Origin of the sequence: Phytobacter diazotrophicus (genome assembly GCF_052061655.1) — a bacterium.
Lineage (GTDB): Bacteria > Pseudomonadota > Gammaproteobacteria > Enterobacterales > Enterobacteriaceae > Phytobacter > Phytobacter diazotrophicus.
In genome coordinates this window covers 837,220-854,230 of sequence record NZ_CM125428.1, presented here as the reverse complement: position 1 = coordinate 854,230, position 17,011 = coordinate 837,220, and the positions used below count along the sequence as shown (strand labels likewise).

Genomic DNA, 17,011 nt, shown 5'->3' with positions numbered 1-17,011 from the left:
TACGTTATGTGAGGCGCAGCATAATAAAACCGAAGTTTTAATGGCACCTATGGTTTTTATGGTTTCTTTAATTTAGTGTGATTAATGCCGTAATTATTTCCGTGGTTTTTATGGTTTTTTTAAATAAAAAAACAAGTTAATAACATTTCCAGAAAGTCTTTGTTTCTTTAGCATCGCCAGTCAGCATCAGGTGTGCAAGGGATCACAAGTTTCCAGTAAACTCGCCACTGTCAACAGGAAAGATGTTACATTACCGTTTTTATTGCTCTGTGCGTACCACACTATGAAAGTTTCCTTCCAGATTAAGCTCTTTATTTCGCTGGTACTGTTTTTCTCCGGTTTGTTCATCTTACTGGGTGGTTATTATTATATCGATGTTGGTCGCCAGCTTTATCAGGAAATGAGTACGCGAGCAAAAATACAAGCTGAAGAAATAGCGATAATTCCGAATTTACGCAAGTCTGTTGCTGAAAAAGATATTCCCGCGATTGCAGAATTTATGCAACAAGTAGTCGATCGCAGCGATGCCAGTTTTATTGTCATTGGTGATGATAAAGGCATTCATCTATTTCATTCAGTTTATGATGATCGGGTGGGGACGACGCTGGTCGGGGGCGATAATCAGGAAGTGTTGCAGGGTAAAAGCCTGACCACTATCCGCCAGGGCGGCCTGGGTATTTCCTTACGCAGTAAAGCACCGATATTCAATGACGCAGGCAAGGTGATTGGTATTGTTTCCGTGGGTTATCTGACCAGCTATCTCGATACCATCACCCTCGGCAAGGCAATCAATATCTTTATTGCCGCCGTACTGTTGTTAGCGGCGCTGTTTATCTTCTCGTGGTTCTTTACCCGCAGTATCAAGAAGCAGATCTTTTCACTGGAGCCGCGAGAAATCGGCCTGCTGGTGCGCCAGCAAAAAGCGATGATGGAGTCGATTTACGAAGGGGTGATCGCCATCGACAGCAATCTGCGCATCGAGGTGATAAACCAGGCCGCGAGAACATTGCTCAATCTGAGCCAACCCACGCGCGAACTGCGGGGGCAATTGATCACGGACGTGATTCCGGCCGTGCCCTTTTTCTCCCGCAGTGCGATGCTGGCGAAAGATACACATGATGAGATCTGCCGTTTTAATCACGCGACGGTCATTGCCAGCCGTGTGCGCATTATGCTGGAAGATAAGCTTCAAGGTTGGGTCATTACCTTTCGCGATCGTAATGAAATCGACAGCCTCAGCGCCCAGTTGAGCCAGGTGAAACGTTATGTCGATAACCTGCGTATCATGCGCCACGAGCAGCTTAACCGGATGACGACACTTTCCGGCCTGCTGCATATGGAACGCTACGACGAGGCGATTCGTTATCTTCAGGCCCAGTCGGAGCATGCGCAGGAGCTGCTCGACTTTATTTCGTCACGTTTTAGCTCCCCTACATTGTGCGGTTTGCTGCTGGGTAAAGCGGCCCGCGCCCGGGAAAAAGGGGTAGAGTTGGTTTTTGACCCTGGCTGCCAGATGTCGCGCCCCGCGCACCTGCTGGTGGAAGCCGAACTGATATCGATTATTGGTAACCTGCTGGATAACGCCATTGAAGCAACGCAACGCGCCGCGTTGCCGCACGAGCCCGTTGAGGTCTTGATCCTGCAAAATGAGCGCGAGCTGATTATTGAAGTGGCAGATCGCGGCATCGGGATCGACCCGTCCATTCGGGATCGTATTTTTGACCGAGGGATGACAACGAAACGCAACGGCGATCATGGCATCGGCCTGTATCTGATCTCCAGCTATGTCACGCAGGTGGGCGGCACCATTGAAGTTTCTGATAACGCGCCGCGCGGAACGATTTTCTCTTTATTTATTCCGGAAACGGGTCAGATACAACGCCCCGCTCCGACTCTGGAAGATCAGAATTATGCGACATGAACAGATAGATGTGCTGATAGTAGAAGATGAAAACGAGCTGGCGCAGCTCCATGCAGAACTGATTGGTAAGCATCCACGATTGCGGCTGGTGGGCATCGCCACATCCCTGGCAGAAGCGAAGGCGCTGCTCGCCAGTAAGCAACCACAACTGGTGTTGCTCGATAATTATCTACCGGATGGCAAAGGGATTACGCTGATTAGCGACCCGATGATCATTCGCGCCAACTGTTCGGTTATTTTCATTACCGCCGCCAGTGACATGGATACCTGTAGCCAGGCGATTCGCAACGGCGCGTTTGATTACATTCTTAAACCGGTGTCGTGGAAACGTCTGAGCCAGTCACTGGAACGTTTTGTGCAGTTCACCGAGCAGCAACGGGTGTGGAAGATCGTCGATCAGCAGAACGTGGATTCGCTGTATCAGTTGCAGGCAAAGAACTACAAGCTGGATAACGGCAGTAAAGGGATCGAGGAGAATACGCTGTCTCGCGTACAGACCCTGTTTGCCGATGCGGGTGAGCGCTGTTTTTCCGTGGATGAAGTGGTGACGGAGACGGGGCTCAGTAAGACCACCGCCCGCCGCTACCTGGAGCACGGCGTGGAGTCCGGTTTTTTATCGGTTGAGATGCAATATGGCAAGATTGGGCATCCACGCAGGATGTACCGCCGTGCGGGCGAAGGGGTATAGGTTTCGCGGTTTTCACCTCACCTGAACGTATCCCGGATTAGTAAGCAGCATCCGGGCTATCCGCCCTCTCCCTGTGGAAGAGGGCTGGGGTGAGGGCATCAGACCGCAGAGGACTGTTTCAACACATTGCCGTATAAGCGCTTAATCCCATCGGCATCTGTCTCGGAGTAGACCCCCTGCAGCTCCGGCGAGAAACCTGGCAGCAAATTGACGCCCTCTTCCAGCGCCAGGAAGTAGCGCTGCACCGCGCCGCCCCACACTTCACCAGGCACCACGCATAGCACGCCAGGCGGGTACGGCAGCGCGCCTTCTGCCGCAATCCGTCCTTCCGCCTCACTGATGCGCACCAGCTCCACGTTGCCGCGAATATACTCCTGATGGGCATCCTGCGGGTTGACGGCAACCGCCGGGAAACTCGCCTTGCGAAACATCTCTTTTTGCAGATCTTTCACATCGAAGCTGACGTAAAGATCATGCATCTCCTGACAGAGCTGGCGGAGTGTATAGTCACGATAACGCACCGGATACTTGTTGTAGATGGTCGGCAACACATCTGCCAGCGGCGTATCGTCTTCTATGTGACGCTCAAACTGCGACAACATGGCCACCAGATGGGCCATCTTCGCTGTGCTTTCCGCTGGGGTCAGCAGGAACAGAATAGAGTTAAGGTCGCATTTTTCCGGCACAATGCCGTTCTCACGCAGGTAGTTGGCGAGGATCGTCGCCGGAATACCAAACTCAGTGTACTCACCCGTTTGCGCATCGATGCCCGGCGTGGTGAGCAGTAGCTTACAGGGATCCACAAAGTACTGATCCTGCGCGTAACCTTCAAAACCGTGCCAGCTTGCACCGGGCTCAAAGCTAAAGAAGCGACGCTCGCGAGCGATGACCTCTGTCGGATGATCCTGCCACGGTCGCCCGGCAATGACCGGCGGCACGAACGGCTGGATCATTTTGCAGTTGGCGATAATCGATTTGCGCGCCTCGATCCCCACTTCTACGCACTCGGCCCACAGGCGGCGACCACTTTCCCCCTGATGGATTTTGGCGTTCACGTCGAGTGCCGCAAACAACGGGTAGAATGGGCTGGTCGAGGCGTGCAACATAAAGGCGTTGTTCAGGCGCTTATGCGGGCAGAAACGCGCCTGGCCGCGCAGATGATTATCTTTTTTATGGATCTGCGAGGTTTGCGAGAAACCGGCCTGCTGCTTATGCACGGACTGGGTAACGAAGATCCCCGGATCGTTCTCATTGAGTTCCAGCAGCAACGGCGACGTGTCGGCCATCATCGGAATGAACTGTTCGTACCCCACCCATGCCGAGTCAAACAAAATGTAGTCACACAAGGTGCCGATTTTGTCGATCACCTGACGGGCGTTATAGATCGTGCCGTCATAGGTGCCGAGCTGGATCACCGCCAGACGAAACGGGCGCGGCTGGTTGGCTTTTTCCGGCGCTACTTCGCGGATCAGTTCGCGCAGGTATTTTTCATCAAAACAGTGTTCATCAATGCCACCGATAAAACCGAACGGGTTGCGGGAGGCTTCCAGATACACAGGCGTCGCCCCGGCCTGAATCAGCGCGCCATGGTGGTTGGATTTGTGGTTGTTACGGTCAAACAGCACCAGATCGCCACGCGTCAGCAGCGCGTTGGTAACAACTTTATTCGCGGCAGAAGTGCCGTTCAGCACAAAGTAGGTTTTATCTGCGTTGAACACTTTCGCCGCAAACTTCTGCGCATGTTTAGCGGAGCCTTCGTGAATCAGCAGATCCCCCAGCTTCACGTCGGCATTGCACATGTCGGCGCGAAAAACATTTTCCCCAAAGAAATCGTAGAACTGCCGGCCCGCGGGATGCTTTTTAAAGAACTCACCGTGCTGATGACCAGGACAGGCGAAGGTGTCGTTTTTCATCTCGACATATTGACGTAGCGTATCGAAAAACGGCGGCAGCAAATTATCTTCATAATCACAGGCGGCGGTCTCCAGCTCCAGCCAGTCCTGCTCTTTGCCATTAATCACCGCCGTGACGCCGTCCGGTGTTTCTTCCAACGTCTGGTCAAATAAGAATACCGGCACGTTGAAGCCCGTCCGTTTGAGCAAGGCCAGAATGCCGCTACGGCTTTCCGCCAGCGTAATGACGACTGCCGCCACATCCGTAAAATCGGTACTGTCCAGCGTCACCATCTGGCGGTGGGTAGACAGGGTGGAGATCAGCTCGCGGCTGACGGCAATTTTCATTGTTTTCATAAGCACAGATACCCGTTTCAGGGGAAGAAAAGGCCCCGGGCAAAGCAGGCGCCTTACCCAACGAACGTGTCTGACTGGAACCCGCTCCGACCGCCAGACATCAGTAAAAGCAGATACACTCTGATTTTAATGTTGTCCTGAAGTGAGCGTACGGTAGCCTCACCGCATGGTGAGTGTAGTATGGGATAAAACTGAACGGGTGCACGTACGCAGCGTGGCGCGGCGTCTCTGTATGAGCGATAAAATCTGCGTCATTTCAGGTGTCCCCGTGAGGTTGTGAAGAAAATTCGCGCAATCATGTCATCATTTTTTCGCAGGTGCAACCAACGAAGCGAAGACCAAATGCAACATAATGCAATTGCCTTTTCAGTCATTTCCATAAGTGATTATATTCAAAAGCTAAATACAGTTATTACCCGCATTAATCGGGCATAATAATGTGCTTCGTTGCGTCATACTATGCAGTTGTGTTCGCAAAACCTCTGGAGAAAAAACGTGTTAACAGGACCTTATATCAACGCCGCCGCCGTTTTGCTGGGGGGAACGATTGGTGCACTGCTGAGCCACCGTTTACCGGAGCGGGTTCGCTCCTCAATGCCCTCGATCTTTGGTCTTGCCTCGCTGGGCATCGGCATTTTGCTGGTGATTAAATGCGTCAATCTGCCCGTTATGGTGCTTGCAACCCTGGTTGGCACCTTGATAGGTGAACTCTGTTATGTGGAGCGCGGTATCAGCGGCGCGGTGAACGGTTTACGTAAATTAGTGCAAAAGCGCCGTTCAGCAAGCCATGCGCTGGATGCTCACGAATCGTTTATCCAAAGCCTGGTGGCGATTATCATTTTGTTTTGCGCCAGTGGTACCGGGATTTTCGGCGCCATGCGTGAGGGGATGACCGGTGACCCAAGCCTGCTGATTGCCAAAGCATTTCTCGATTTTTTCACGGCGGTGATATTCGCGACTTCGTTAGGTTTTGCCGTCGCGTTCATCTCCGTACCGATGCTTATTATTCAACTGACGCTCGCTACCTGCGCCACGCTTATTTTACCTTTGACCACACCCGCGATGATGGGTGATTTCACTGCCGTAGGCGGCGTGCTATTGCTGGCTACGGGCCTAAGGATTTGTGGAATTAAGATGTTTGCGGTGGCGAATATGCTGCCTGCACTGGCACTTGCGATGCCGCTCTCTGCCCTGTGGACCACTTTTTTTGCCTGAGTTCGCGTGCATCATCAGCAAAGTGGTGATAGATTGTGCAGTCTGCAACGATTTGAAGAAATTTCGTTGACGAGGCGAGGCGGATCGGGTTTAATGCGCCCCGTTGCCCGGATAGCTCAGTCGGTAGAGCAGGGGATTGAAAATCCCCGTGTCCTTGGTTCGATTCCGAGTCCGGGCACCACTTATTCAGAGAACCCAGCCTATGGCTGGGTTTTTGCTTTTCTGCAACCGGACTCTCCATCGAACTCCGTTCGATTATTCGCCGCAAGCGGCTCACCCCTTCGGGGCCAGCGCGACACGCGCGCTGTTCAACGCCTCCGGCGTTAGTCCGGGTCCGGGCACCACTTATTCAGAGAACCCAGCCTATGGCTGGGTTTTTGCTTTTGGTTTCCCCTTCTCCTTCAGGCAGAAAATCGGTGTGAGGGGGAGTATCCCCCCTTGAACTCTAAAGACCCGCCAACATCCCATTCCCGCACCATAAACCACATAAAAATCATGCCATTAGAGAAATATTTTTTAACATAAACTGTTTACATGGTAACGATAATTCATATCATCTTGATAATCACTATCACCACTGAGGTGATGCGCTTGCGGCACGGGAGAATCAACGCCGCCGTACCTTTGGATTAATCAGGATTACCACAATAATGAAACCTCGTTACTTTTGGACGTTAAGTCCTTGTTTACTGATGATGTTAAATGCTAATGCCGCAGCTGAAGGTCAAAAAGAAGAGACACTGGTGGTGGCCGCCAGCCGTGCGAATCACAGCATTACCGACATGGCGCAGACCACCTGGGTCATTGAACAGGCAGAAATTGAACAGCAGGTTCAGGGCGGTAAAGAGTTTAAAGAGGTGCTGGCGCAGTTGATTCCCGGTATGGATGTCAGCAGCCAGGGACGCACCAACTACGGTATGAATATGCGTGGTCGTTCGATGATGGTGATGGTCGACGGGGTACGTTTAAACTCCTCGCGCAGCGACAGCCGCCAGTTGGATTCAATCGATCCATTTAATATCGCCCGTATTGAAGTTATCTCCGGCGCAACCTCCCTCTATGGCGGCGGCAGTACCGGTGGTTTGATCAATATCGTGACTAAAAAAGGCCAGCCGGAAACAGAAGTCGAGTTTCAGACTGGCATGAAGACGGGCTTTAACAGCCATAACGATAATGACGAAAACGTCGCGGCGGCGGTCAGCGGCGGCAACGACAATGCATCCGGACGCCTGTCGGTGGCGTATCAGCGCTTTGGCGGTTGGTATGATGGCAAAGGCAACGAGGTCAATATTGATAACACCCAGACCGGCCTGCAGTACTCAGACCGCCTGGATGTCATGGGTACCGGTACGCTGAATATCGACGCTCATCAGCAGTTGCAGCTCACCACTCAGTATTACAAAAGTGAATCCGACGGTAAGCACGGCCTGTACCTCGGCGAGAACTTCTCGGCGGTAACCGGTTCTGGCAATGCGTATAACAAAAACAACCTCGACTCCGACCGCATTCCGGGCACCGAGCGCCACCTGATCAACCTGCAATATTCCAACACCGATTTCTGGGGCCAGGACCTGCTCGCACAGATTTACTACCGTGATGAAAGCCTGACGTTCTACCCCTTCCCTACCCTCTCCGGCGGCCGGGTGACCAGTATTGGCGCATCGCAGCAAAAGACCGATTTCTACGGCGGCAAGCTGACCATCAACAGCAAGCCATTGGAGGATTTAACCCTGACATGGGGCGTGGATGCCGAACATGAAACTTTCGACGCCAACCAGCAATTTTTCGACCTTAACAAAGCGGCGGCCAGCGGTGGCATGAAGCTGGACAACGCCTGGAACGTCGGGCGTTATCCGGGTTACAGCATCACCAACCTCGCCCCTTTCCTGCAAAGTAGCTACGACATCTCCGCTATCACCCTGAGCGGCGGCGTGCGCTATCAATACACAGAAAACCGGGTCGATGACTTTATTGGTTACGCGCAGCAGCAGGCGATTGCCACAGGCAGAGCCACCTCAGCAGACGCGGTGCCGGGCGGGAAAACCGATTACAACAACCTGCTGTTTAACGCAGGCATTCTGGGCCATCTGACGGATCGCCAGCAGTTGTGGTTTAACTTCTCACAAGGCTTTGAGATCCCGGATCTGGCGAAATACTACGGCTCCGGCACCTACCAGTTGAGTAATGGACACTATCGTCTGGTCAACAGCGTGAACGTCAACGACTCAAAACTCGACGGTATCAAAGTCGATGCGTATGAACTGGGCTGGCGTTTTACCGGGGATAATCTGCGCACCCAAATTGCCGGTTACTACTCGCTTTCTGACAAAACCATCAACATCAATAAAACCGACATGACCATCAATATTGAAGATGACCAGCGTCGTATTTATGGTGTTGAAGGCCAGGTGGATTACTTCTTTACTGATAGCGAGTGGAGCACCGGCGCGAACTTTAACGCCATTAAATCGCAAACCCGCGTTGACGGGAAATGGCAAAAGCTGACGGTCGACAGTGCAAGCCCGTCGAAAATGAGCGCATGGGTCACCTGGGCGCCGGGCGACTGGACACTGCGTCTGCAAAGTACCCAGACCTTTGATCTCTCTGACGAAGCCGGGAAGCACATCGATGGCTATAACACCGTTGACCTGTTAGGCAGCTATGTACTGCCCGTGGGCAAGCTGAGCTTTAGCGTCGAAAACCTGCTGGATGAAGATTACACCACCGCCTGGGGACAACGCGCACCGGGCCTCTATAGCCCAACCTACGGTGCTGAGAACCTGTATACCTACAAAGGCCGCGGTCGTACCTTCGGCCTGAACTACTCGGTATTGTTCTGATAGCCGCTGCCGCCTGCGATGTGGACGGCTGTTTTTGCCAAGAGCAGCTTCACCCTTTGAGTCGTGCGAAGCCAGCGCGGGCAGCGTCAAGAACGAAATCAGTTCGGTTCTTACCTCCGGCTTTCGCGGCACGATCAATTAGCTCCCGCTCCGCAGGTTTGATGCGTAAATTTAACGTTTCGCGTTTAGCAGAATTGCTATTTGAAACTGGCATAGTTAATTGCCCTCTCTTTTTCTGAGCGTTAAATACACACGATGTAACGTCAACGTTATTACATGCACACCTGACTCATTAAAAAACCCGCCCTGATGCACTGAGGGCGGGTTTGAGTTTTCTTGCTCGACAATTCAACACTCAGTTCTTCGAACCCCAGACAAATGCGCCCTGGTCTTGCGGACCGGTTCCTTTATAGACACACAGGTTGCCGTCATCCTGCATAATCAGGAAGAATTTGCCACCATCGGCAAGCCGCTGTGTACCCCAAAGGTATTTCCCCTGGTTACCCATGGTACCGAAGTAGGTACAGAGGTTGCCGTCGGCTTGCACCACTGTAAAGAACTGTCCTCCCGGCCCCGTTTTCTGACTGCCCCAGACATATTTACCCTGATTATGGGGTGTGCCCTGATAAACGCAGAGGTTACCATCGGCCTGCATGATGGCGAAATATTGCCGATTGCTGGAAATCAACGTGCCATTCACCCCAAGCGGTTCCATCAGCGTGAGGTAATTGCTGCGGATATCGCTTGAGCCCGAAATACTGTGGGGGCCGGAATATTGCCACAGCGGGTTCCAGTACGTATTGATCATCTGGCTGACCGCATCCTTCCCTTCTATAAGATAATCAATCTCCGAGAGGAAGCCTGGATAGAGATTATCGGAACCGACCACATACACCTCGTCATCGATAATCATAATTTTGGCGTGGTTGCCCGGTGCCGAGGGCACTTTGGAATAGATGTAACCACTGGCGTTGATCACTGCCCAGGCGGCACTGCCGATAACACCTTTCACTGGTGGCTCAACGGAAAGCGGCGGCTGTTTCAGGGTTGCCGTGTAACCTTCGGGGCTCAGATCTGGCCATTTGTATGTCACCCCCTCCTGCGTTTTGTTCGCCGGGACTTTGTCCGTGTAATACAGCGGCGCGATATGCAGACGTTTCAGGGCGTTAGCACGTATACCGCCAGGGTCGCTAATGGGCGCATCCGTGGCGGCATCATGCGTCATGTAATACTCCATCAGCTCGAATGTTCGGGAGGCACCAGAACCAAAAGAATATTGATCGCCCGCCGCGCCGGCTCCGGCATCCAGCGGCGAAACGACAATTTGCACCTGTAATGCCGTATTATTCAGTAACGCCTCCAGCAGCCACTGACAAACTTTATGATCGGACCAGTTTTTCTTCCATGCGCTCACCAGGTCCATCTGCGACATACGAATAGTCTTTTTGGCATGCTTGATTAGCTGTTCTTTCATGATCTCTGCCGCTTTCTGAAAGCTCGTTGCCGGGTCAGGGCCATTCCAGTATTTCCCCAGCACCAGATTACGCGTGGCGAGTTTGTACTCTTCAAATCCGGCATATTTCGTATAGATTACACGTAGCGGGAAGACCGGAAGTTTCAGATCCAGCAGCGTTTTTAAATCCTGATCGCGAATGTCCAGGCTCGCCGGGGCGTACTCCTCATGGTTTACCCCCTGTTCGCCGCCATCAGGCTGAACGCCCCCCTTATGAAGGGCAATAATCGCTTTTTGCTGGGCCTCGAGATAAGCCGCAACCTCAGGTTGCACGAAGGGGTCGCGAGGTAATGTGGGATCACTATCCTTGTTTTGCCAGCTCAGGTTGCTTACGTTCAGCGTCTCTTTGGTAATAAGGTCTTTGCCGCATACCCACATTTGATTTAGGAAAAGCTGCGACCCCTGAGCAGGCTTGCCATGGACAACCACCGACACATCGTGCACGGGAGGATAGCTGCGAAACAGATCCATATTCAGGTTATGTCCGCCAACCAGCGCCGACGTGCCATCCATACTGATAATTTTGGTGTGGTTCCACGTCATTTTCGTGTCGTCGACACCAATTACCGCGCTACCAAACACTTTGGCCTGAATCGCCGAAATGATCCCGGCACCGAGCCGATAGAACCGCCCCATCCAGATCTCGGGCATCACTTCCCACTCTTTACCGCGCTCCTGAATCAGGCGAATCAGCCCCGCTTTAAACTCGGTATAGTTAGCCGGTTCGCCAACCGGCGTGGTGGGGGTCTGGCCAAAAAAGAAGCGGAACTGTGTCGGCTGAGTTCTGCCCATGCGTTGAGTTAAACAGGTATCAATGGCGCCAAAAATCACCCGCTGCCAGTCCGGGTCCGGACTATTTAGTGAGGACACATCACAACGAAATTTGGTTTTTTGAATGATTTCATCAATGGCCCGGGAGAAATCCCTTTGTCGATTACGGGCCTGGGTCATAATATCCCGCCCGAAATCCATTCCCCAGATATGGGGCGTATCCATAATACGAATATACGACGGGCCGCTTAACTGATTGAAATAGCCTTTAACGGCCTGTTCAACCCGGTCGATAAAAGGCATATCCTCACCGGAAAAAACGCCGGGGGCGGAATATGCGACAGCGCCAACGGGGCTCGCATTATTATGGCTCGGTGACTGGTCCGTCGCATTCTGTCCGGCGAAAGTGTAATAAGTCACCAGGCCTGGCTCCGTGCCAGTCAGCGGTTGATTCATTTGCGTGCTAATTTGCGCTGCGGATAGTGCAATATTCCAGACACGAACTTCATCAAGCTCGCCATTAAATTGATTATATTGTTCTTGTCGTTGCGCCGTAGCCCCAATGTACAGTGGCAAGGCGTTATTCACGTTGACAGGTGGTGTAATATTGTTTTTTGGGCTTGATGAAACTAGCGTGCCATCTACATAGACAGAGAGCTGGCTATTCTGACGAACACCCGTTAAAAAATGCCAGTTTCCATCACTGATATGGGTGGCAACCGTATTAATTTCATAGAAGCCAAATCCATTATCCGTCGCGAGTTTAATCAGACCGCCAGGTTTAATGACCAGCAAAAAACCACCGTTACCGGCACCGCCTTCGGTTGCTTTGCGTGAAATAACGGTGCCGGATGCGCGGGTTTTTACCCAGCACTGAAGCGTAAAGTCACCTGTGCCAAAATTATAAACCGTGCTATTTGGCGCAGACAGATAAGACGGATTTCCCACTAAATTGAGTGCATAGCTCATGATAATCTTTCCTGTGAATGATAATCAGGTATGTCCGTTAATTGGCTGGGCGTTGAATTATAAAAACGTCCATTTAACCCATCCGGAGTCGGTTCGTTCATTCGTGACCGGGTAGGCCATTGAATAAGGCGGGTTGCCAACAACGTTATCCATGTAGTAGCTATTTGCCGGGTTGATTCCATAAATGGAAGAAACTCTGCGCACATAAGGTCGGTAGGGAAGAGAGCTGGTTCGTGTCTCTCCTCCGCCCATCGCGTCGAAATCGCGGTGGTCAGTGTTGATAGCCTGTCGAAGCGGAACAACATCTTCACCTACGGCGCTCGCCGTCGGGAAAACGGTGCCCCACTGAGTAAGATAACCGCGTGCCATTTTGTAGATAAGCTCAGGTACGGGTGCGACCGAAGCCGATACGTTTGCCGCATCATATTTTGCGTCTGCGGTGTAATTGCCCGCGACGGTGCTGTGCCTGCCGCGTATGGCGTACAGCGTATAGCCCACGGGTTGCGGATAATTGCCTTTCTCCAGAGGGTCGGTCAATTGCGCGTTATCCGCGATGTATTTCCATCTGTCCCACCATAAAACTGAGTTGTAGATTTTGGCGGTATTGTCTTTTCCTGTCATGAGCCCGTTGGGACGAGGGACCAGTGCCATAAAGGGTTTATCACCCGGTTGTATGCACATATCCCAGGCATAGACACCGACATAATTCACCACGTTGGGGGGAAGCTGCGTAAGCATGCTGTACCACTGGCCAGTCCCGGGAACAGGATCGATCGCAAAAATATTGATGGGGATTTTTTTGAGTTGCTCCGAACCGTAGGCATAGATAAACCAGGCCGCCATGATGCACTCAACGGCTCCCCGGCTGTGTCCGATAAAATTAAACTGCTGTTTGCCACTTTTGCATGCGATGTTAGCGCCATGCAAAGCCAGTGCCGGGGCGGACCAGCCATCAAGCTGAGTGGCATAAGAATACTGGTCGCCGCCTGAGTAGCTTTTTACATAGTTAAGCAGGCTGGAATCTGCATCAAGTGGTCCATTAAAGACCAGCGGTTCACTGTCGTTGCGGGGAACCGCCCAGTCATTTTCACCTACACCACGAACAGAAATACTCGGCATGACGGCCTGTAATGAGCCGCTGATCTCTTTGTGGATCCGTACCGGAATATTACCCGTATTCGGATAATAGATATTTTTATCACTACCAGGACGTGATACCTCACCCTCATCGCGAGTACAGGCGGTGCCACTAAAGCAGACGGTAAACACAGAAGGAGAGCTTCCTGCCGCAGCCGCTTTTAACACATGTACAGAAGGTTGCTCCGTCAGCGTATCGGGTTCGTTGAGCGGTAGCGGATTGCCGGATTGATCAAGGGGAATAATTTCGAAGATATCATCGTCCGTTGGATTCAGAGAGTTGGCCTGCAAAATAGCACCTGCGGCCTTGATATCGACATACATCTTATTCGCTGCCAGCAGGACGATTTGCTCATCTGAATGCCAGTTGAACATCTCAAAGTTTTCGTTTTCCCCCACCGAGTCACTTATTGCGGCTAATGAATTACTTTCGCCCGGCTTAATTGTCACATATTTTCCATTAAACGCTTGCAGAGCGAAGATCATGTCTTGCTGGTAAACCAACTGAAAAATTTCATTGTTTCCACACGTTGAACTCGTCGCCGCTAATAGATTAGCCCCACTGTCGACAGTAACGTAATGTCCGCTACTCTTTTTCAACGCGATCTTAATCGGTTCTGTACTCATCATGTAGTTCCTTTTTTGAAATTAGAATGACATTCTGACGTTCACAGCCGAGCAAAATAAATTAAGGTATATCCCTCCTTACTGATTGAAGAATAATGGGTTATTTAAAAAACGAATCTTTCCTGGCACACAGGAATTAACACACCAAAATACCTAATATTTCAGCATCAAACAATTTCGATGTTAGACTGGCTTAAATAACAACTAACCTGGAAGATTAAATAGAGATAAGAAAAAACAATCCAAACTTAGGTATGCTTTACGGGTATTGTGATAATTATCAGACCATACATTTTCAGAAATGAATCACAAGCAGGTCTTTTTAATATAATGAGCAGGTTATGTTACCAACGCATGTCAGGATGGGAAAAATATTGGCTAGTAATAGTTAAGCACTAAAAGGAAAGAAGTCAATATAGAAAGAATAATTTACATCTGTAATGTCAATCCTCAAAAAAAAACCATGTGCGCGTCGATTCAGCACGTAACTTTATTAATATTAACGCAGCAAATTTCGCCTGAACGGTAAAAAAATAAAATAAATAACATTATTGAATGTTACAGGAATGATGGTCATCCACAATATAAACATATTTAAAAACATATATTTTCGCAGCAAACATAAGGCCGCAGCAGAGTGAACTACGGCCTTGAGACGGTATCAAAACAGCGTACAACTATGCGAAAACGGCATGCCCCAGCGTCAACGCTTTATCCAGATACGCCTCCCCGCTTCCCAGTTCCGGCACTAATAGCAGCTCAGATGCTTTCACCTGCGCACCGCAGTAGTCAAAAATGCCGTGGGCAATTTGTGCGTGAAAGGCGGCGGTAAAGCCGTGCCGGTCGTAGGCGCCCTGGCTTGCCGCGCCGAGGCCAATAACATGGACCGGCAGGTGGCCCAGCTTTTTCACCACCTCTCCTTCGGCGGTCTCTTCATAAGCCCAACCGTTGGTAAACACGCGGTCAATCCAGCCTTTCAGCAGTGCGGGCATTGACCACCAGTAGACCGGGAACACCAGCACCAGCGCATCGGCCTTATCAATTCGAGCCTGCTCTGCCACAATATCCGCCGGGACAGGTGCGGTAAGCTTGAACGCGGCAAAGTCCTGCGCGGTGAAGGTCGGGTTAAAGCCTTCGGCGGTGAGATCGACAATCTCTGCGGTATGTTGCGGATGAGTGGTAATCCCTTTCGCCATGGCGGCAGCGACACTGTGGCTCAGAGAGTGTGTATCCGGGTGAGAAACGACGATTAAAGCATGCATTTAGCGACTCCTGGTTGCGGGATGGCGTAAGCAAACGTACTCTATATACCAAAGGTAACCTACCAATAGTAACTTACCTTTGGTATATAAGCATGTCAACGGAGAATTTTTACGATGGGCAGTCAGAGCACACGCCAGCGTTTATCACGGCAGGAACGCTATACCCAGTTGATTGAGGTGGCCTGGCAGATCATTCGGGAAGAAGGCACAGAAGCCCTGACACTCGGCCATCTCGCAGAACGCGCCGGGATCACAAAGCCGGTGGTTTATGATCATTTCACCAGCCGTTCGGGCCTGTTTGCCGCACTTTATCGGGAATACGATCTTCGCTCGACGGCACGTATGGACACACAGCTTAGCCAGACAGAACCTGTGCTGGAGAAGCTCGCGGCGGTCATTGCCGATGCGTACATTGAGTGTGTGCTGCTATCAGGGCGCGAAATGCCAAGTGTCATTGCCGCACTCAGCGGCACGCCTGAACTGGAGCAAATCCGTCAGGAGTACGCCACGACATTTACCGAGAAATGCCGGGCGCTGTTCACCCCTTTCTGCAATGGCAATACGTTACAAACACCCGCGCTATGGGCGATGCTCGGTGCCGCAGAAGGGTTATCCTGGGCGGTAGTGATTGGCAAAATCAGCGCGCAGCAGGCGAAGGATGAACTGGTGCAGGCGATCGTGACGATGGTGCGTGGCAGCCAGCAATGACGAACATAAGGGGAAGCCCCTTCCCCTTGTGTTATCAAAATGGTGACACGCATTACCGTTACATCAGCCAGCCTGACCAGGCGCTGCGTTTTTCAAACGTTCATTGCGCAGGCGCAGTGTGGCGGGCAAAATGCGTTGTTGTTCGGTCGGCTCATTGCCCTCAATCAACTGGGTGATAAGGTCAAAACAGTCATACGCCAGGCGCGGAATGTTCTGCTCGACGGTATCAATACTCAAGGTGAGGGAGTCGTAGAGATAGTGATCGTCGAAGCTGGCAATGTGAATATCACTTTGCAGTAAATGGTGCTGACTCATATAACGCAGCACCCCCTCAAGCAGCCCACATGCCGCCGTAAACAGGGCTTTGGGCGGACGTCCCAGCTTCGCACACAGGGCGGCAAACATTTCGTAGCCGCTGCTGGGGTGATAATTGCCATGAATAATCCACTCAGGGCGCAGCGCCACCCCTGCTCTCTCCAGCCCTTGCGTGAAACCCGCCAGACGATCTTTGGTTGGCGACAGTCGCGGTTGCCCACCTAAAAAGTATATTTCATCCGGATTCGCACGGGCCAGACGTTCAACCAGATCGGCGGTGGGTGTCACCGCATCGGTGATAACCAGCGGCAACGGCGTGCTATTCATATGGCGGTCGAACAGCACAACGGGCAGTTGCTCGCTGAGTTTCAGGTAATCGGCGTCGTTGAGCATGCTGGAGGCGACGATCAGCCCGTCCACCTGGCGGGAGACCAGATTGTTGACCACCACCGACTCCTGGCTGGCGTTTTCATCGGTACAGGAGATAAGGAGCTGCAAGCCCGCCTCACGACACAAGTTTTCCAGTTCATGAGAAAAGGCGGCAAACCCGTGGTTGGTTATCTCAGGGACCACCAGGCCGAGCGTGTGGCTGCGATCCTCGCGCAACAGGCGGGCATGAATGCTCGGCTGATAGTGGTGCTGTTGAGCAAGCGAAAGCACACGCTGACGGGTTTCCTGCGCCACGCGTAACTCTTTACCTCGTCCATTGAGAACCAGGCTGGCGGTGGCTTTTGAGACCCCCGCCAGCGCGGCAATATCAGTGATGGTAACGCGTTTTGTTTTTCTCACGACAATG

Annotated in this window: 10 protein-coding genes, 1 tRNA gene and 1 pseudogene; 6 read left to right on the top strand and 6 right to left on the bottom strand. The window is 51.7% G+C overall.

What is annotated here, in order from left to right:
- Window positions 1-283 precede the first annotated feature (283 nt).
- Window positions 284-1,921, top strand: a complete 1,638-nt coding sequence (locus tag ACS0RQ_RS04130; protein WP_169038830.1) for an ATP-binding protein — start codon at window positions 284-286, stop codon at window positions 1,919-1,921.
- Complete coding sequence (locus ACS0RQ_RS04125) at window positions 1,911-2,609, top strand: response regulator (RefSeq protein WP_039078043.1); 699 nt, start codon at window positions 1,911-1,913, stop codon at window positions 2,607-2,609. The genes ACS0RQ_RS04130 and ACS0RQ_RS04125 overlap by 11 nt, the downstream gene beginning before the upstream one ends.
- Before the next feature lie 98 nt (window positions 2,610-2,707).
- On the opposite strand, the gene ACS0RQ_RS04120 is transcribed toward ACS0RQ_RS04125, so the two are convergent.
- The gene (locus ACS0RQ_RS04120) at window positions 2,708-4,858 is read right to left on the bottom strand and encodes an ornithine decarboxylase (protein WP_110295763.1); all 2,151 of its coding nucleotides are present in this window, start codon (window positions 4,856-4,858) and stop codon (window positions 2,708-2,710) included.
- A 495-nt stretch (window positions 4,859-5,353) separates the two neighbouring features.
- Here ACS0RQ_RS04120 and ACS0RQ_RS04115 point away from each other — a divergent pair, with 495 nt between their 5' ends.
- The 3 genes from ACS0RQ_RS04115 to ACS0RQ_RS04105 all read left to right on the top strand — a co-directional run bounded on the left by ACS0RQ_RS04115 (window position 5,354) and on the right by ACS0RQ_RS04105 (window position 8,913).
- The gene (locus tag ACS0RQ_RS04115; protein WP_271849719.1) at window positions 5,354-6,073 is read left to right on the top strand and encodes a DUF554 domain-containing protein; all 720 of its coding nucleotides are present in this window, start codon (window positions 5,354-5,356) and stop codon (window positions 6,071-6,073) included.
- 105 nt (window positions 6,074-6,178) lie between these two features.
- Window positions 6,179-6,254: transfer RNA gene (locus ACS0RQ_RS04110), tRNA-Phe, on the top strand.
- A gap of 469 nt (window positions 6,255-6,723) precedes the next feature.
- Window positions 6,724-8,913 (top strand): TonB-dependent siderophore receptor, encoded by a 2,190-nt coding sequence (locus tag ACS0RQ_RS04105; protein WP_193794367.1) that lies wholly within the window; start codon window positions 6,724-6,726, stop codon window positions 8,911-8,913.
- Between the two features lie 73 nt (window positions 8,914-8,986).
- On the opposite strand, the pseudogene ACS0RQ_RS04100 reads toward ACS0RQ_RS04105, so the two are convergent.
- The 4 genes and pseudogenes from ACS0RQ_RS04100 to ACS0RQ_RS04085 all read right to left on the bottom strand — a co-directional run.
- Window positions 8,987-9,127: pseudogene (locus ACS0RQ_RS04100) on the bottom strand (type II toxin-antitoxin system TacA family antitoxin); the annotation flags it as partial.
- Between the two features lie 141 nt (window positions 9,128-9,268).
- A complete protein-coding gene (locus ACS0RQ_RS04095; RefSeq protein ID WP_271849718.1) occupies window positions 9,269-12,166 on the bottom strand; it encodes a LamG-like jellyroll fold domain-containing protein in 2,898 nt (965 codons plus the stop codon).
- A 57-nt stretch (window positions 12,167-12,223) separates the two neighbouring features.
- A complete protein-coding gene (locus ACS0RQ_RS04090) occupies window positions 12,224-13,933 on the bottom strand; it encodes a fascin domain-containing protein (protein WP_334632664.1) in 1,710 nt (569 codons plus the stop codon).
- Between the two features lie 674 nt (window positions 13,934-14,607).
- On the bottom strand, window positions 14,608-15,192 hold the full coding sequence (locus ACS0RQ_RS04085; protein ID WP_271849716.1) for an NAD(P)H-dependent oxidoreductase: 585 nt from the start codon (window positions 15,190-15,192) through the stop codon (window positions 14,608-14,610).
- A 114-nt stretch (window positions 15,193-15,306) separates the two neighbouring features.
- Here ACS0RQ_RS04085 and ACS0RQ_RS04080 point away from each other — a divergent pair, with 114 nt between their 5' ends.
- Window positions 15,307-15,900 (top strand): TetR/AcrR family transcriptional regulator, encoded by a 594-nt coding sequence (locus tag ACS0RQ_RS04080; protein ID WP_271849715.1) that lies wholly within the window; start codon window positions 15,307-15,309, stop codon window positions 15,898-15,900.
- Window positions 15,901-15,963: 63 nt separating this feature from the next.
- Here the strand turns inward: ACS0RQ_RS04080 and ACS0RQ_RS04075 are convergent, their stop codons facing one another.
- Complete coding sequence (locus ACS0RQ_RS04075) at window positions 15,964-17,004, bottom strand: substrate-binding domain-containing protein (protein WP_039078051.1); 1,041 nt, start codon at window positions 17,002-17,004, stop codon at window positions 15,964-15,966.
- Between the last annotated feature and the right edge of the window lie 7 nt (window positions 17,005-17,011).